The organism is Rhodovulum euryhalinum (genome assembly GCF_004342445.1).
Taxonomy (GTDB): Bacteria; Pseudomonadota; Alphaproteobacteria; order Rhodobacterales; family Rhodobacteraceae; genus Rhodovulum; species Rhodovulum euryhalinum.
Genome location: NZ_SLWW01000004.1, coordinates 219,843 through 236,768, shown reverse-complemented (window position 1 = coordinate 236,768; position 16,926 = coordinate 219,843). Strand labels below are relative to the sequence as shown.

At 67.2% G+C, this 16,926-nt stretch carries 17 protein-coding genes and 1 tRNA gene; 6 read left to right on the top strand and 12 right to left on the bottom strand.

What is annotated here, in order from left to right; translation table 11 throughout:
- Positions 1 to 14 precede the first annotated feature (14 nt).
- From EV655_RS06920 to EV655_RS06905, 4 genes are all read right to left on the bottom strand, one after another.
- Positions 15 to 554, bottom strand: a complete 540-nt coding sequence (locus tag EV655_RS06920; RefSeq protein ID WP_132543192.1) for a GNAT family N-acetyltransferase — start codon at positions 552 to 554, stop codon at positions 15 to 17.
- 199 nt (positions 555 to 753) lie between these two features.
- A complete protein-coding gene (gene rpmA / locus EV655_RS06915; protein ID WP_132543190.1) occupies positions 754 to 1,023 on the bottom strand; it encodes a 50S ribosomal protein L27 in 270 nt (89 codons plus the stop codon).
- Between the two features lie 18 nt (positions 1,024 to 1,041).
- Positions 1,042 to 1,671, bottom strand: coding sequence for a 50S ribosomal protein L21 (locus tag EV655_RS06910; RefSeq protein ID WP_132543188.1), 630 nt, complete (start codon positions 1,669 to 1,671; stop codon positions 1,042 to 1,044).
- Between the two features lie 196 nt (positions 1,672 to 1,867).
- Entirely contained in the window at positions 1,868 to 2,695 is an 828-nt protein-coding gene (locus EV655_RS06905; protein WP_132543186.1) for a DUF2059 domain-containing protein, read from the bottom strand.
- A gap of 162 nt (positions 2,696 to 2,857) precedes the next feature.
- Between EV655_RS06905 and EV655_RS06900 the strand changes: the two genes are divergently transcribed.
- Positions 2,858 to 2,947: transfer RNA gene (locus EV655_RS06900), tRNA-Ser, on the top strand.
- Positions 2,948 to 2,988: 41 nt separating this feature from the next.
- Here the strand turns inward: EV655_RS06900 and aroQ are convergent.
- Entirely contained in the window at positions 2,989 to 3,426 is a 438-nt protein-coding gene (gene aroQ / locus EV655_RS06895; protein WP_132543184.1) for a type II 3-dehydroquinate dehydratase, read from the bottom strand.
- A 169-nt stretch (positions 3,427 to 3,595) separates the two neighbouring features.
- Between aroQ and EV655_RS06890 the strand changes: the two genes are divergently transcribed.
- The 5 genes from EV655_RS06890 (at position 3,596) to EV655_RS06870 (ending at position 8,162) form a co-directional block, all read left to right on the top strand.
- The gene (locus EV655_RS06890) at positions 3,596 to 4,417 is read left to right on the top strand and encodes a cyclase family protein (RefSeq protein ID WP_132543182.1); all 822 of its coding nucleotides are present in this window, start codon (positions 3,596 to 3,598) and stop codon (positions 4,415 to 4,417) included.
- 48 nt (positions 4,418 to 4,465) lie between these two features.
- On the top strand, positions 4,466 to 4,870 hold the full coding sequence (locus EV655_RS06885) for a carboxymuconolactone decarboxylase family protein (protein WP_132543180.1): 405 nt from the start codon (positions 4,466 to 4,468) through the stop codon (positions 4,868 to 4,870).
- The gene (locus EV655_RS06880; RefSeq protein ID WP_132543272.1) at positions 4,870 to 5,844 is read left to right on the top strand and encodes a quinone oxidoreductase family protein; all 975 of its coding nucleotides are present in this window, start codon (positions 4,870 to 4,872) and stop codon (positions 5,842 to 5,844) included. The genes EV655_RS06885 and EV655_RS06880 overlap by 1 nt, the downstream gene beginning before the upstream one ends.
- A gap of 111 nt (positions 5,845 to 5,955) precedes the next feature.
- The gene (locus EV655_RS06875; protein WP_132543178.1) at positions 5,956 to 6,549 is read left to right on the top strand and encodes an exopolysaccharide biosynthesis protein; all 594 of its coding nucleotides are present in this window, start codon (positions 5,956 to 5,958) and stop codon (positions 6,547 to 6,549) included.
- Between the two features lie 146 nt (positions 6,550 to 6,695).
- Complete coding sequence (locus EV655_RS06870; protein WP_132543176.1) at positions 6,696 to 8,162, top strand: DEAD/DEAH box helicase; 1,467 nt, start codon at positions 6,696 to 6,698, stop codon at positions 8,160 to 8,162.
- A 157-nt stretch (positions 8,163 to 8,319) separates the two neighbouring features.
- Here the strand turns inward: EV655_RS06870 and EV655_RS06865 are convergent, their stop codons facing one another.
- Genes EV655_RS06865 through nuoK form a run of 7 tightly spaced genes read right to left on the bottom strand, consistent with a single transcriptional unit; the run spans position 8,320 to position 16,897 of the window.
- Positions 8,320 to 9,987, bottom strand: coding sequence for a ribonuclease J (locus EV655_RS06865; protein ID WP_132543174.1), 1,668 nt, complete (start codon positions 9,985 to 9,987; stop codon positions 8,320 to 8,322).
- Entirely contained in the window at positions 9,984 to 10,763 is a 780-nt protein-coding gene (locus EV655_RS06860; RefSeq protein ID WP_132543172.1) for a type III pantothenate kinase, read from the bottom strand. Before EV655_RS06860 ends, EV655_RS06865 begins: the two co-directional genes overlap by 4 nt.
- Before the next feature lie 10 nt (positions 10,764 to 10,773).
- Positions 10,774 to 11,547 carry a biotin--[acetyl-CoA-carboxylase] ligase gene (locus EV655_RS06855; protein ID WP_132543170.1) on the bottom strand — a complete coding sequence of 258 codons (774 nt, stop codon included), beginning with the start codon at positions 11,545 to 11,547 and terminating at the stop codon, positions 10,774 to 10,776.
- Positions 11,537 to 12,979, bottom strand: coding sequence for an NADH-quinone oxidoreductase subunit NuoN (nuoN, locus tag EV655_RS06850; RefSeq protein WP_132543168.1), 1,443 nt, complete (start codon positions 12,977 to 12,979; stop codon positions 11,537 to 11,539). The genes EV655_RS06855 and nuoN overlap by 11 nt, the downstream gene beginning before the upstream one ends.
- 10 nt (positions 12,980 to 12,989) lie before the next feature.
- Complete coding sequence (locus EV655_RS06845) at positions 12,990 to 14,531, bottom strand: NADH-quinone oxidoreductase subunit M (RefSeq protein WP_132543166.1); 1,542 nt, start codon at positions 14,529 to 14,531, stop codon at positions 12,990 to 12,992.
- On the bottom strand, positions 14,531 to 16,585 hold the full coding sequence (gene nuoL / locus EV655_RS06840; protein WP_132543164.1) for an NADH-quinone oxidoreductase subunit L: 2,055 nt from the start codon (positions 16,583 to 16,585) through the stop codon (positions 14,531 to 14,533). The genes EV655_RS06845 and nuoL overlap by 1 nt, the downstream gene beginning before the upstream one ends.
- A 6-nt stretch (positions 16,586 to 16,591) precedes the next feature.
- On the bottom strand, positions 16,592 to 16,897 hold the full coding sequence (nuoK, locus tag EV655_RS06835; RefSeq protein WP_132543162.1) for an NADH-quinone oxidoreductase subunit NuoK: 306 nt from the start codon (positions 16,895 to 16,897) through the stop codon (positions 16,592 to 16,594).
- Positions 16,898 to 16,926: the final 29 nt, after the last annotated feature.

The following is a 16,926-nucleotide window of genomic DNA, read 5'->3' as shown; positions in this document are numbered from 1 at the left end:
GCCGCTCCCATGGCCTAGCCAAGCTTCCTGAGATAGGTCCAGGTTGCGACCTTGCCGCCGCGCGCGACCGAGAACGCCTCGGCATCGCCCAGGTATTCGAAGCCCGCATTGGTCAGCACCCGCGCCGAGCCCGGATTGTCCTGGAACACCTCGGCAAAGAACGTGCGGCAGCCCTGCGGGTTGGCCGCGATCATCGCAGACACCGCCTCGGAGGCGATCCCGGTATTCCAGAACGCGGGCGCCACCCAATAGCCGATCTCGGACTGCTCGCGCTCCATCCGGTCCAGCGCGATCACGCCCAGCACCTCGGAGAGCCCCTGTTCGGCACCGTCCATCACCCAGACATCCTCGCTGCGGTCGGGGTTCTGGGCGCGCTGGATGAACGCCTCGGTCGCGCCGGGCGGCAGCGGGTGCGGGATCGACCGGGTAAAGCGCGCCACGCGCTCATCGGCCGTGTAAAGCCCCAGAAGCCCGGCATCCGAGCGGCGCACCGGGCGCAGCACGAAGCGGGTCGCCTCGATGACGGGTTGGCTGGAAACGACGTCCAGTTTCATGGTTCTCCTCCTCACCCCCCTGTCGGGGCAGATGGCAACGGCGCGGCCCATTCGCAAGGCGGGCCCGGTCGGACAGGCGGTTGCCCGCCCCGTCCCCGCCCGCAGGACATCGCATCCGCTGTTTCCGTTACAGAAACGGAACGGGGGACCGGCGTGTTGCCGATCCCCCACCGAAATACGTCATGCCTGGTGGTATCGGCTACTCGGCGGCCTCGCTGACCGGGAGCACGGAAATGAAGGTGCGCCCCTTGAGGCCCTTGTGATAGGTCACTGCGCCCTCGCACACCGCGAAGATGGTATGGTCGCGGCCCATGCCGACGCCTTCGCCCGGCCAGAACTTGGTGCCGCGCTGGCGCACGATGATGTTGCCGGAAATCGCCTTCTGGCCGCCATAGAGCTTGACGCCGAGACGGCGGCCCGCGGAATCGCGCCCGTTGCGCGAGGAGCCGCCTGCTTTCTTGTGTGCCATGTCGTCCTCTCCTCTCGCTTAGCCTTTGGCCAGGGTCTTGGCTTGCTCGACCCAGCCTTCATTCACGATCTTGCCCTTGGTGCCCAGCCGGGTGTCCATGGCCGCCACCTGCTCGGGCGTCCAGGCCGCGATCTGGGCGAAACGGGTGATGCCCGCCTCATGGAACTTCTTTTCCATCGCGGGGCCGACGCCGGACAACTTCTTGAGGTCGTCGCCGTCCACGGCGGGCGCCGCTTCGGCCTCGGCCTTCTGCGGCGCGGCCTTCTGCGGCGCAGCGGCGGTCACGGCGGCGGCCGAGACACTGCCAGCGCCCACGGCGGCCTTGACACCGGTCTTGTCGCCACCGGCCGCAAGGATGTCGGTCACCCGCAGCAGCGTCAGTTGCTGGCGGTGGCCCTTGGTGCGCTTCGAGCCGTGCTTGCGGCGGCGCTTGACGAAGTGGATGACCTTGTCACCCTTGATCTGGTCGATCACCTGGGCCTGCACGGCCGCACCGTCCACGGTGGGCGTGCCGATCTGGTCGCCGACCATCAGGATATCGTTGAACTGAACCGTCTCGCCAGCATCGGCGGCGATCTTCTCGACGCGCAGCACATCGCCCGACTGGACCTTGTACTGCTTGCCACCGGTCTTGAGGACCGCGAACATGGGCCGTTTCCTTCTTGTCTGCCGCGTCCTGTGGCCCCGCCCCGGGGGACGGCGTTTCCGCGTCATGCGCCTTCGGACAGCGCGCCCCGTTCGGGGCGTTGTCAACATGGACGGCCCCGAAGCGATGCCCCGGGGCCGGAACCGTGCGTATCCGCGATTTCCCACCCCAAGTCAAGGGCGCAGCCCGGCCGAAGGGTCAGATATCCTGCCCCGCGATGAAGGTCGCCGCGGCCAGCCCCAGTTCGCGCGAGATGCGGGTGAAGGCCACGTCGAAGCCCGCGAACAGCGCGGCGTTCAGCGCCGCGCCCTCGGGGGTCTCGGACAGCGCGATATACTCTTCCAGCGTTTCGTCCGACAGCGGCGCATAGGCCATCGCGAGGTACGAGAACAGCCACTCGCGCGTCTCGTCGCGAATCTCGGGCTCCTGGCCCCAGACGTCCTCCAGCATCTGCTCTTCGGTCATCTCGAAATCGAAGGCGCGGCCATCGGCAAGCCCGGTATAGAAGGCGTAGTTCGAGTTCAGCGCGCCCGCGACATTGGCCTCGATCAGGTTGTTCGCCTCGACGAACCGCTCGATCAGGTCGAGTCGCGGGTCGCCGTCGGCCTGCATCTCTTCCAGCCGTTCGAGGCTCCCCTTCTCCACCTCGTCGTCGAGCAGCGCGCGCCGCGCCGAAAGCTCCAGCGACACGATCCGCGCGCCGGTCTCGGAACCGAAGAACTCGACGAGCGGCCCCAGATCGGCGCCCGACAGTTCCCCTGCCAGCGTGTCGCGCAGTTCCGTGCCGATGCGCCCGCCATCATAGATCTGCGCCACCGCAGCATCCCAGCGGTCACCGCCCCGGCCGGGGAACATCTCGTCCTCGATCTCGACGCCATAGCCAAGCCCCTCTTCGCGGACGATCGCCACCAGATCGTCGAGCGCGAGCGCCCGCATCAGCGCGTCAAACCCCTCGGGCGGGTCGGCCCGGGCGGGCAACGGCAGGGCGAGAAGGAAAAGCACGGGCAGAAGAAACAGGCGTCGCATCGGGGCATCCGGGATGGCTGGCACGTTCAAGAGGTAGCCGCGAACGCGGCGGAATCCAACTGTCCGCGGCCGCCGCCACGCGAAACGCCGCCGGGCCAGAAAAACGGTTGCAAGGGCACGGCGTTCGCACTAGATGACCGATCCACAAGGCCACGGGCTTGCGGAGAGGTGCCGGAGTGGTCGAACGGGGCGGTCTCGAAAACCGTTGAGCCTTCACGGGCTCCCAGGGTTCGAATCCCTGTCTCTCCGCCACTTGCCCAATGGACGCGGCGCCCGCGCGGCGACCCGTTGCCCTACCCGATCAGCGAACAGACCCGGCGGATGGCCAGCGCGTAGCCCTCGACGCCGCACCCCGCGATCACCCCGTCGGCGCGCAGCGAGACGTAGGAATGGTGCCGGAACGCCTCGCGCTTGTGGACGTTCGAGATGTGCACCTCGATCACCGGCCCCTCGAAGGCGTTCAGCGCGTCGAGAATCGCAACCGACGTATGGGTGTAGGCGGCGGGGTTGATGACGATGGCGGCGGCCTCGTCGCGGGCGCGGTGGATCTGCTCGACGATCTCGCCCTCGTGGTTCGACTGGAACAGCCGCACCGCATGGCCCCGTTCGGCCGCGACGGCCGCGCAGGCGGATTCGACATCGGCCAGCGTTTCGTGGCCGTAGATCTCGGGCTCGCGCTTGCCCAGAAGGTTCAGGTTCGGCCCGTTCAGGATATGGATCGTCTTGACCATCGGAATCTCCTAGCCGGCGCATCTTTCCACGGCAAGGCGCCGGGAAACAGACGAAAAACGCGCGCGGCGCGTGGTCGTGCCCGCGGCCCGAATTGACAGGGCCGCGCCGCCCGATAGGCTCTGCCCATGGCCGGCGCAAGACCGGGCCGGAGAACGGGGAGTAAAGACAATGTGCGATATCTGCGTGATGACCGCCGTCAAGGACAGGATGCTGTCGCGGCGGGGCTTTTTCCGGGCCGCCGCGGGTGCGGGCGTGGCGGCGGCGGCGGGCGTGACCGCCTCGGCACCCGCGGCGCTGGCCCAGGGACATGCGGGGGTGACCGACATGACCCATGAGCTGCACCCGGACTTTCCCACCTATTTCGGCGAGCCGCAGTTCTTCTGGGAGCAGAAGTTCAACTATGCCGAACACGCCTTCAACCTGGCCGAGTTCCGGGTGAACGAACATACCGGCACCCATATCGACGCGCCGCTGCATTTCTCGGCCGATGGCGCGGCGGTGAACGAGATCGCAGTCGAGAACCTGGTGGCGCCGCTTTGCGTGATCGACATTGCCGCCCGCGCGGCGGACGATGCCGACGCGCAGGTGACGCCCGACGACATCCGCGCCTGGATCGCCGCCCATGGCGAGATCCCGCAGAACGCCTGTGTCGCGATGCATTCGGGCTGGGCGCCCCATGTCGACGGACCGAAATTCCGCAACGCCGATGCCGAGGGCAAGCAGCACTATCCGGGCTTCCATGTCGAGGCCGCGCAGATGCTGATCGAGGAGACCGGCGCCACCTCGATCGGGGTGGACACGCTGTCGCTCGACTTCGGGATGTCGCCCGATTTCGCCACGCATTACGCCTGGTTGCCAACAGGGCGGTTCGGGATCGAGTGCCTGGCAAATCTCGACAAGGTGCCGGCATCGGGGGCGACGCTGGTGATCGGTGCGCCCAAGCATCGAGGCGGCACCGGCGGGCCCGCGCGCATCTTCGCGCTGGTGTGATCTGAGCGCGCCCGGGAGGACCCGGGCGCATCCCTGACTGGAGGACCCATGGCCACGGTGAAGATCTGGACCGACGCGGAAGCCGAGGCGCATCCGCGCGTCAAGGCGGTGTTCGACGACATCCGCGCCACCCGCAAGACCGATTTCGTCAACAACGTCTGGCGCGCGCTGGCAAACCAGCCGGCGGTGCTGGAATCGACCTGGGCGCAGGTCAAGGCGGTGATGGCACGTGAAAGCGCGCTCGACCCGCTGGTGAAGGAGATGCTTTATATGGCCGTCTCGATCTCGAACGGTTGCGAATACTGCGTCCATTCCCACACGGCGTCCGCGCGCGCCAAGGGCATGACCGACGCGCAGTACGAGGATCTGCTGGCGGTTGTGGGGCTGGCCGCGACCACCAACGCGCTGGTGACCGCGCTGCAGGTGCCCGTGGACCCGGAATTCAAGGTGTGATCATGGAACACGCGATCATCGCGCGCGACCCCGGCGGACCCGAGGTGCTGGACTGGGTGGACTGGCACGTGCACCCGCCCGAAGACGGCGAGGTTCTGGTCCGCCACACGGCCGTCGGGCTGAACTTCATCGACACCTATTTCCGCTCGGGCCTCTATCCCTGGCCCGGCGACATCCTGATCCCCGGAGGCGAGGCCGCGGGCGTGGTCGAGGCGCTGGGCGAGGGCGTCGAGGGCTTCGCGGTGGGCGACCGGGTGGCCTATACCACGCCGAATGGCGCCTGCTGCACCGCCCGCGCGATTCCGGCCGACCGGCTGGTCCGGCTGCCCGATGCGGTGCCCGACGAGATCGCGGCCAGCGTCATGCTCAAGGGGCTGACCGCGCATTACCTGATCCATGACAGCTTTCCTGTGCGCGACGGCCAGACGGTGCTGGTGCACGCGGCGGCGGGCGGTGTCGGCCTGCTGCTCGGACAGTGGCTCAAGGCCAGGGGGGTGCGCGCGATCGGCACGGCGGGCGGCGCGGACAAGGTGGCACTGGCCCGCGCCCACGGCTACGACGCGGTGATCGACTACCGGGCGGGGGATTTCGTGGATGCGGTGATGGCAGCGACGGACGGGAACGGCGTCGATGCGGTCTATGACAGCGTGGGGCGCGACACCTGGCGCGGCTCGCTCGCCTGCCTCAAGAAGCGGGGCATGTTCGTGAATTTCGGCCAATCCTCGGGCACGCTGGACGAGTTCCGCATCTCGGACCTTGCCAAGGGCAGCCTGTCGGCCACGCGCCCCGTGCTGTTCGACTTCATCGCCGACCCGCAGGAGTTGCGCAGCCGGGCCGCGGATCTCTTCGCCGCGATCACCGGGGGCATCCTGACCCCCCGCGTCGGCCAGACCTGGCCGCTGGCGGACACCGCCGCGGCGCATCGCGCGCTTGAAGGGCGGCAGACGACCGGGGCCAGCGTCCTGCAACCCTGACCGGCCCGCCCTTGATTTTGCGCCGCACTGCGGCGACATCTGGTCGACGGGGGCCGCGAGCCGCCCCTCCAACCGCCGGGGGTCCGGCGCAAGGCGGGACGACCGCGCGCGATGAGTTCCGAGCACGACCACTGGATCATCTCGTCCCTGCTGGAGGATCTGGCGGGGCTTGCGCTGTCGCGCGATCGGGTCAGCGTGGCGGATGTGGTCGAGACGATGGGCACGCGGGGGTTCGGGCCTCTGCTGATGGTGCTTTCGGCCTTCCTGATCCTGCCGGTGGGCATGGTGCCGGGGATGCCCGGCGTGGTCGCTTTGTTCCTGATCCTGATCGGCGGGCGGATGATGACCGGCGAGACAACGCTGTGGATCCCCGCCCGTCTGGGGCGCGTCACCTTCTCGGGGCACCTGCTGGCGGTTTCGGTCGCACGCGCGCAGCGTCCGGTGCTCTGGCTGCGCCCGCTGGTCTCGCCCCGCCTTGCGGTTCTGGTCGACAGCGTGGTGATGGGACGGGTGGTCGCGCTGATCCTCATGGTCACCGGCGCAGTGATCTTCGTCGCGGGCTTCATCCCCGGCCTGCCCTTCGTGCTGTCGCTGCATATCCTCGTGCTGGGGCTTGCGCTGTCCTCGCGCGACGGGCTGATCGCGATGGTCGGCTACGCGCTGCTTCTCGCCGAGATCCTGTTCATCCGCTTCATCTTCTTCTGAACGGCGCCGGATCGCCCCCCGACCCGAACCTTGACGAATGGCCGCCCATGGCCTATTGGCCAGCAGGCACGAGACCGGCAATCCGGCCGGTCGGGCCGCGCGGAACGGAGCGGCCATCCACACGCCGCAACCACGCAAGGACCGACATGACCACATTTGCCGAGCTGGGGCTTGACCCCAAGGTGCTTTCCGCCATCGCCGATGCGGGCTATACCGAGCCGACGCCGATCCAGGCAGGCGCCATCCCGCCTGCGCTTCAGGGCCGCGACGTCCTCGGCATTGCCCAGACCGGCACGGGCAAGACCGCCAGCTTCGTGCTGCCGATGATTACCCTTCTGGGCCGCGGCCGCGCCCGGGCCCGGATGCCGCGATCGCTGGTTCTGGCGCCGACGCGCGAACTCGCCGCGCAGGTGGCCGAGAATTTCGACACCTATTCCAAGAACACCAAGCTGACCAAGGCCCTCCTGATCGGGGGGGTCTCGTTCAAGGAACAGGACATGCTGATCGACAAGGGCGTCGATGTCCTGATCGCCACCCCCGGCCGCCTGCTCGACCATTTCGAGCGCGGCAAGCTGTTGCTGACCGGCGTCCAGATCATGGTGGTGGACGAGGCCGACCGGATGCTCGACATGGGCTTCATCCCCGATATCGAGCGGATCTTCCAGCTGACGCCCTTTACCCGCCAGACGCTGTTCTTCTCGGCCACCATGGCGCCCGAGATCGAGCGGGTGACCAATACCTTCCTGTCCGCCCCCGAAAAGATCGAGGTCGCGCGCCGCGCCACCACCGCCGAAAGCATCGAGCAGGGCGTGGTCCATTACACCGCGACCCGCAAGGACATGCAGGCGAAGGAAAAGCGCGCGCTGCTGCGCGCCCTGATCGACCGCGAGGGCGAGGCACTCAAGAACGCGATCATCTTCTGCAACCGCAAGACCGAGGTCGACGTCGTTGCCAAGTCGCTGAAGAAATACGGCTATGACGCGGCGCCGATCCACGGCGATCTCGACCAGTCGCAGCGCACGCGCACGCTGGCCGCGTTCCGCGACGGATCCCTGCGGCTGCTGATCGCCTCGGACGTGGCGGCGCGCGGGCTCGACATCCCGGCGGTGTCGCACATCTTCAACTACGACGTTCCCAGCCATGCCGAGGATTACGTCCACCGCATCGGCCGCACCGGCCGCGCCGGACGGCTTGGCAAGGCGCTGACGATCTGCGTGCCGCATGACGAGAAATGGCTCGCCGCGATCGAGGCGCTGGTGCAGAAGGAAATCCCCCGCGTCGAAAGCCCGCTGAAGGGCGCCGCCACCCGGCTGCGGCGCGACCGCCCGGTGCGCGACGAGGCGCCCGAGGGGGTCGCCGCCCCTGCCCGCGCCGAGGTCATGGCCCCCGCCTCGCCTTCCCCCGCGCCCGTGCGCGAGGCGCAGGCAAGGCCGCCCCGGGCGGAGAGCGCCCCGCGGGAGCGGTCCGAACGCGACAACCGCAGCAGCCGCGGTGCGCACGGCGGCCGGGGCGGACGCGGCGAACCCGTGGTCGGCATGGGCGATCACATGCCCGCCTTTCTCACCCGCTCGTTCAAGCCGAAATCGGAAACCGCCGAGGAAACGGCAGACTGAGCCGGGCGCCGGTCGGCGCCCGTTGGGTCATGCTACCGGATTTGCGTAGTTCGCTGCCCCTTGCAGGCGCGAGGGCGCCGACCGGGATTCCGGCGGATGCAGGGAGCGGGTGAGCGGCGCCGGTGGGGGCCGCCGCCCCCACCGTTGCATGCCCCGGCTATGCCAGGCGGCTGATCACCACCGTCACCTCGGGCCGCTTGCCGATCTCGTTCTCGGCGGTGCGGCGGGCGATGATCCGCAGATCCTTTTCCAGCAGGTCGTCATCGGTCATCACCCGGTCGTCGGCGCGCGACAGGAACTTGTCCAGCGCCTCTTCCAGCACGTCGGCCAGCGGCTCGCCGCCCGGAAGCGTCTCGGGCAGGCCGATCAGTTCGACCCAGGCCTCGCCCACCGGCTCGTCCTCTTCGTCGAGGATCAGTGAGACGGTGACATGGCCGTTCATCGCCATCCGGATCCGGTCGCGCACCACACCGTCCAGCGCGCCGATCTGCACCTTGCCGTCCAGGTAGGTGCGGCCGGTCTCGACATGCTCGACCGCGCGGGGCACGTCGCCCGTCAGATCCAGCATCGTGCCGTTCGGTGCCAGCGCGGCATGCAGCCCGTTCTCGGCGGCAAGCTTGACATGCTCGCGCAGGTGGCGGTGCTCGCCATGCATCGGAACCACCGCACCGGGGCGCATCAGCGTGTGGATCGTCGACAGGTCCGGCCGGTTCGCATGGCCCGAGACATGGTAAAGGTCATTGGCATCGTCGACCACGTCCACCCCCATCTCGGACAGCGCGTTGACCACGCGCAGGACATCGCGCTCGTTGCCGGGGATGGTCTTGGACGAGAACAGGAACAGGTCGCCCTCCTTCAGTTCCAGCCCCATGTATTTCCCGCGGGACAGCTGCCCCGAGGCCGCGCGGCGTTCGCCCTGGCTGCCGGTGACGATCAGCATGAGGTTCGACCGCGGGATACCGGCGGCCTGTTCGGGGCTGATCGTGGCGGGGAAATCGGTCAGAACGCCCGATTCGACGCCGGCCTCGATCATCCGCCGCATCGCCCGGCCCAGCAGGCAGACCGACCGGCCCGCATCGCGCCCGGCCTCGGCCAGCGTCCGCACGCGGGCGATGTTCGAGGCGAAGGTGGTGGCCACCACCATGTTGGGCGCGCGTTCGACAAGCTGCCGGATCGCCGGACCCAGCGTTGCCTCGGACCGGCCCGGGTTGGGCGAGAAGACGTTGGTGGAATCGCATGTCAGCACCTTGACGCCGGGCTTGGCCACCTCGGCCCAGAGCCCGCGGTCGAACGGCTCGCCCACCAGCGGCGTGGGGTCGAGCTTGAAATCGCCGGTGTGCACGACCCGCCCGGCGGGCGTGTCGATCACCAGCGCCGAGCTTTCGGGGATCGAGTGCGAGACCGGCAGATAGGCCACCTCGAAGGGGCCGGCCTTGATCCGCTCGGGCCAGGCGCCGACCACATTGATCTTGGCCGGGTCCTGCCCCCGCTCTTCCATCTTGCGGGCGGCATGGTTCGCGGTGAAGGGACGGGCATAGACCGGCACGCGCAGCCGCGGCCAGGCAAGGCCGACCGCGCCCACGTGATCCTCGTGCGCGTGGGTGATGAAGATCGCCTCCAGCCGGTCGCGGCGTTCCTCGAGCCAGGCGACGTCGGCATAGATCAGATCCACCCCGGGCGACGTGTCCATGTTCGGAAAGGTCACGCCGATGTCGACGAGGATCAGACGCTCCTTGCCCGGCGCGCCGTAGCCATAGACATAGGCGTTCATCCCGATTTCCCCGGCACCGCCGAGGGGAAGGTAGATCAGTCGGTCGCTGCTCATGCTGCCCCGTTTTCCTTGTTATAGGCGTGGATGACGGTCAGGCCGTGCATGGTCAGGTCATCCTCGATGGTGTCAAATAGCACATCGGCCTGCGCGAACAACGACGCGAGCCCGCCGGTGCCGATGATGCGCATGGGCCGGTCGTATTCGCCCCTGATCCGCGCGCAGATCTCGCGCACCAGGCCGACATAGCCCCAGAACACACCCGACTGCATGCATGCAACCGTATTCGTGCCGATCACCGCCTGCGGCTTGGTCACGTCCACGTGCGGCAGCGCGGCGGCGGCCATGTGCAGCGCTTCCAGCGACAGGTTCACCCCCGGCGCGATCACGCCGCCGACATAGGCGCCGTCATGGGCGACCACGTCGAAGGTGGTGGCGGTGCCGAAATCGACCACGATCAGGTCGCCGCCATGCCGGTCGTATGCGCCCGCGGTGTTCACCAGCCGGTCGGGGCCGACATTGGTGCCCTGATCGACGCGCGGCGCGTGCGGCAGCAGGCAGTCGGGCTTGCCCACCACCAGCGGACGCGCCCCGAAATAACGGTCGGCAAAGACGCGCAGGTTGAACACCACGCGCGGCACGGTCGACGAGATGATGACATCGGTGATCCGCGTCTCGATCCGGTGATGTGCAAGCAGCGTCGAGAACCAGACGAAATACTGGTCCGCGGTGCGGGTATGTTCGGTGGCGGTGCGCAGCGTGCACAGGAACCGCTCGCCGTCCCAGATCGAGAAGACGGTGTTGGTGTTGCCGCAATCGATGCACAGGAGCATGGGAGAGCCCTCAGAAGAAAACGTCGGCCGCGGCGATGGTGCGCCGTCCGCCCGCCGTCTCTAGGACAAGCTGGCCGTCCTCGTCCACCGTGACAAAGGTCCCGGTCACCTCGTCGGTGCCGGTGCGCGCGGTGATCGTCTGGCCCAGGCGGGCGGCGCGCTCCAGCCAGGCCGCGCGCAGGGGGCCGAAGCCGTTCGACCGGAAGAACGCGTCCTGGTGGGCGAAATGCTCGGCCAGAAAAGACAGGAATTCCAGCGGATCGACGGGTTCGCCGATGCTTTGGGCCAGCGTCACCGGGGCCAGGCCGCGGGGCTCCAGCGCGACGGCGGCGGGCGCGGTGTTGAGGTTCACGCCGATCCCGATGGACAGGCGCTGGACGCGCCCGCCGGTGCCGTCCGATTCCAGCAGGATCCCCGCCAGCTTGCCGCCCGACAGCAGCACGTCATTGGGCCATTTCAGCGAGACCGCGCCGCGATCCTCGACATAGGCGAGACAGGTCGCGTACAGCGCATAGGAGGCGACGAAGGAGTAAAGCGCGGCCTGCGCCGGCCCGCAGCCGGGATCGAAGGCCAGCGTCACCGACAGGTTCCCCTCGGGCGCGGCCCAGGCCCGGCCGCGGCGACCCACGGCGGCCGTCTGGCGGCGCGCGGCGATCCAGGTGGGGCGGGCCAGGGCCGGGCGGCGGCGCGCCTCGGCCATGGTGCTGTCGACCTCGTCGAGCAGGATCAGGTCATGCCCGGCTGGCCAATGCCAGCCGCCCTGCCCCGCCCCCTCAGTTGACAAGGGTTTGTGCCGCCATCAGCGCCAGCCCCTCGACCCCGAAGAGGTTGACGACACCCGCCACCATCGCGAAGGCCGACACCATCAGGAAACCCCAGAGAACGGCAGGCATCGACCCGTCCAACTGCGCGTCACCCTCCTCGCCGAAATACATGTAGAAGACGATGCGCAGGTAGTAGAACGCACCCACCACCGACGCCACCACCCCCGCCACGGCCAGCCAGACAAGCCCCGCATCGACCGCCGCGCGGACCACGTAGAACTTGCCGAAAAAGCCGACCAGCGGCGGCACGCCCGCAAGGCTGAACAGCAGGACCAGCATCGCCAGCGCCTTGAGCGGTTCGCTGGCCGACAGCATGTTCAGGCTGCGGATGTCGGTGACCGGCTGGCCGTCCTTCTGCATCGACAGGATGAAGGCGAAGGTGCCCACGCTCATCGTGACGTAGATCGCCATGTAGATCAGCATCGCCTGCACGCCCAGTTGCGTGCCCGCCGCCAGCCCCATCAGCGCATAGCCCATATGCGCGATGGACGAATAGGCCATCAGCCGCTTGATGTTGCGCTGGCCGATCGCGGCCACCGCCCCCAGCGCCATCGACAACAGCGACAGCACCGCGACCACCTGGCCCCAGTCACCCGGCACCGCGCCAAAGGCATCGTGCATCACGCGGGCGAACAGCGCCATGGCCGCCATCTTGGGCGCCGTGGCGAAGAAGGCGGTGACCGGGGTCGGCGCGCCTTCGTAGACATCGGGCGTCCACATGTGGAACGGCACCGCCGAGACCTTGAAGCCCAGCCCGGTGATCAGGAAGACCAGCCCGAACAGCAGCCCGATGGGCATCTCGCCGCCCTCGATCGTCGCGAGGATGCCCGAGAACAGCGTCGTGCCCGCATAGCCATAGACCAGCGAGGCGCCATAAAGCAGCAGGCCCGAGGACAGCGCGCCGAGGACGAAGTATTTCAGCCCCGCCTCGGTCGATTTCAGACTGTCCCGCCGCAGCGCCGCGACGACATAAAGCGCGAGCGATTGCAGTTCCAGCGCGACATACAGCGTCATCAGATCATGCGCCGAGACCATCAGCATCATGCCGACCACCGCCAGCGTGATGAGGATCGGGAACTCGAACAGCAAGGACCGCGACCGGCGCATGTGCTCGATGCTCATCAGCAGGACGGCACCGGCCGACAGCAGGATCACCACCTTGGCAAAGCGGGCAAAGCCGTCGTCGACGATGGCGCCGCCGAAGGCCGTGCGGGTCTCGCCCGCGGTCACGCCCAGCCAGACCGCCAGCGCAAAGAACAGCGCCGAGGTGATCCAGACCAGGATGGGCGCGGCCTTGTCCTTGCTGGTGTAGACGGCCGCCAGCATCGCCACCATCGCATAGACCGCAAGGGCGATTTCCGGCAGCACGACGGAAAGATCGGCAGAGATCATCGCGTTCCCCTCAGTTCCGGGCCAGCCGCATCGCGGCCTCGGCTTCGACCAGCGCGGTCTGATAGTTCGACAGGAGCGCCTCGACCGAGGGCCCGGTGATGTCGGTGACAAGCGCCGGGTAGACGCCCAGCAGCAAGGTCATCGCCACCAGCGGCACAAAGATCGCGCGTTCCCGCGTGGTCATGTCCTTGATGGCGCGGAGCGATTCCTTGATCAGGTCGCCGAACACCACGCGGCGGTAGAGCCAGAGCGCGTAGCCTGCCGACAGGATGACGCCCGTGCAGGCCACCGCGGCGACCCAGGTGTTGACCTGGAAGACCGCGGCCAGCGTCAGGAACTCGCCGACAAAGCCGGAGGTGCCGGGCAGGCCCACATTGGCCAGCGTGAACAGCATGAACACGAAGGCATAGGCCGGCATCCGGTTCACGAGCCCGCCATAGGCGTCGATCTCGCGGGTGTGCATCCGGTCGTAGATCACGCCGACGCACAGGAACAGCGCGCCCGAGATGAAGCCGTGCGAGATCATCTGGAAGATCGCCCCGTCCAGCCCCTGCTGGTTCGCGGCAAAGATGCCCATCGTGACAAAGCCCATATGCGCGACCGAGGAATAGGCGATCAGTTTCTTCATGTCGGACTGCGCCAGCGCCACCAGAGAGGTGTAGACCACCGCGATGGCCGACAGCCAGAACACCAGCGGCGCCCAGATGTCGGACGCCACCGGGAACATCGGCAGGCTGAACCGCAGGAAGCCGTAGCCGCCCATCTTCAGCAGGATCGCGGCCAGCACGACAGACCCGGCAGTCGGCGCCTGGACGTGCGCGTCGGGCAGCCAGGTATGGACCGGCCACATCGGCATCTTGACCGCGAAACTGGCGAAGAACGCCAGCCACAGCAGCGTCTGCATGCCGCCGACGATGGTCTTGCCGCCGATCACGATGTCGCCCGCGCTGAACTGGTGCGCCAGCAGCGTCGGGATGTCGGTGGTGCCTGCATCGACGAACATCGCCACCATGGCGACCAGCATCAGCACCGAGCCGAGGAAGGTGTAGAGGAAGAACTTGAAGGTGGCGTAGATCCGGTCCTTGCCGCCCCAGATGCCGATAATCAGGAACATCGGGATCAGGCCGCCCTCGAAGAACAGGTAGAACAGCACCAGATCCAGCGCCGTGAACACGCCGATCATCAGCGTCTCCAGCACGAGAAACGCGATCATGTATTCCTTGACGCGGGTCGTGACGTTCCAGCAGGCCGCGATGGTCAGCGGCATCAGGAACGTGGTCAGCATCACGAACAGGATCGAGATGCCGTCCACCCCCATCTTGTAGCGCAGCCCCAGCAGCCACTCGCGATCCTCGACGAACTGGAAACCGGGGTTCGAGGGGTCGAAGCCGAACAGCACGAACAGCGAAATCAGGAAGGTCGCGGTCGTGGCGATCAGCGCCAGCCACTTGGCGTTCTTCTGCGCCGCGGGATCCTCGCCGCGCAGGAAGACGCCCAGGATCAGTGCGGCGACAAGCGGGGTGAAGGTGATGATGGAAAGCAGGTTGTCCATTATTCCGCCCCCCCGGTCAGCATCATCCACGTGATGAGAAGAGCGATGCCGATCACCATGACGAAGGCGTAGTGATAGAGATAGCCCGATTGCAGCCGCCCGGCGACCCGGGTGAAGAACGGCACGATCCCCATCGACACCCCGTTCACCGCCCCGTCGATCACGCCGCCGTCGCCCCCCTTCCACAGCGCCCGGCCGATGTTCTTGGCCGGGTTGACGAAGATCGCATCGAACAGCTCGTCGAAATACCACTTGTTCAGCAGGAACAGGTAGACCGGCCGGAACGCCCTGGCCGTGCGGCCGGGCAGGTCGGGCGTGGTGATGTAGAACAGGTAGGCCGTGCCCAGACCGATCAGCATCGCCATGAAGGGCGCGACCTTGACCCAGACCGGCGCATGGTGCGCGTCATCCATCACGTGGTTGTCGGGCGCCATGTAGATCGCGCCTTCGCCGGGCAGGGGATAGCCCGCCCCGGCCTCCGCGCCATGCCCCTCGGCTGCGCCATGCCCGGCTTCCGCCGCTGCGTGGACGGGGATGCCGTAGAACCGGTTCACCTGGTCGTGGTCGCCGAAGAAGTTGCCGAACCAGACCATGCCCGCCAGCACCGCGCCCACACTGAGAACCCCCAGCGGGATCAGCATGGTCTTCGGGCTCTCATGGGCATGCTCGTGCGCGTGCTTGTCCCCGCGCGGCTTGCCCCAGAAGGTCAGGAACATCAGCCGCCAGGAATAGAAGCTGGTCATCGCGGCCGCCCCCACCAGCGCCCAGAACGACCATGTCGCACCGCTGCCCCAGGCGCTTTCGATGATCGCGTCCTTCGACAGGAACCCGGCAAAGCCGATATGGGTCAGCGGAATCCCCACCCCGGTGATCGCCAGCGTGCCGATCAGCATGGCGTAGAAGGTATAGGGGATCCTGTCCTTCAGCCCGCCATAGTTCCGCATGTCCTGTTCGTGGTGCATGGCGTGGATCACGCTGCCCGCACCGAGGAACAGCAGCGCCTTGAAGAAGGCATGCGTCAGCAGGTGGAACATCGCCGCGGAATAGACGCCGACGCCCGCGGCCACGAACATGTAGCCCAGTTGCGAACAGGTCGAATAGGCGATCACCCGCTTGATGTCGTTCTGCACCAGCCCCACGGTCGCGGCAAAGACCGCGGTCGCCGTGCCGACGACGACGATCATGGTCTTGGCGTCGGGGGCGAATTCCATCACCGGCGACATCCGGCAGATCAGGAACACCCCCGCCGTCACCATGGTCGCGGCATGGATCAGCGCCGAGACGGGCGTCGGCCCCTCCATCGCGTCGGGCAGCCAGGTGTGCAGGAAAAGCTGCGCCGACTTGCCCATCGCGCCGATGAACAACAGCACGCCGACCACGTTCGCCGCGTTCCAGGTGCCGTTGAGGAAGGTCAGGTCGGTTTCGCCGATCACGGGGGCGGCCGCGAAGATGTCGTCGAAGCGCACGGAATCGACCAGGAAGAACAGCGCGAAGATGCCCAGGAGGAAGCCGAAATCGCCCACCCGGTTCACGATGAACGCCTTGATCGCGGCGGCGTTCGCGGACGGTTTGCGGTAATAGAACCCGATCAGCAGGTAGGACGCGACGCCCACGCCTTCCCAGCCGAAGAACAGCTGAACGATGTTGTCGGCGGTCACCAGCGCCAGCATGGTGAAGGTGAAGAACGAGAGATAGGCGAAGAAGCGGGGTTTATAGCTTTCGCCCTCGCGCCAGTTCTCGTCATGGTCCATGTAGCCGAAGCTGTAGAGATGGACGAAGGCCGAGACGGTGGTGACCACGATCAGCATGATCGCGGTCAGCCGGTCGACGCGAATGGCCCAGTCGGCCACCATCGACCCGCTTTCGATCCAGCGGAAGATATCGACCTGGCGCATCTCGCCGTCAAAGCCCAGGAACACCACCCAGGAGAACAGGCAGGACAGGAAGACCAGCGCCGTGGTGGTCCACATCGCGGCCTTTTCACCGAGGACCCGCCAGCCGAAGCCGCACAGGATGGCACCGATCAGGGGGGCGAAGAGGATGATCTTTTCCATGTGCGCCTAGCCCTTCATCACGTTGATGTCGTCCACCGCGATGGACCCGCGGTTGCGGAAGAAACAGACGAGGATCGCAAGGCCGATGGCGGCCTCGGCGGCGGCGACGGTGAGGACGAACATGGTGAAGACCTGCCCGACCAGGTCGCCCAGATGGGCCGAGAAGGCGACAAGGTTGATGTTGACCGACAAGAGCATCAGTTCGATCGACATCAGGATGACGATCACGTTCTTGCGGTTCACGAAGATCCCGAAGATGGCAATGACGAAAAGCGCCGCGGCCACCGTCAGGTAATGTTCAAGTCCGATCATTCCGTCCCTCCGGGCGCACCCGCCCGCCT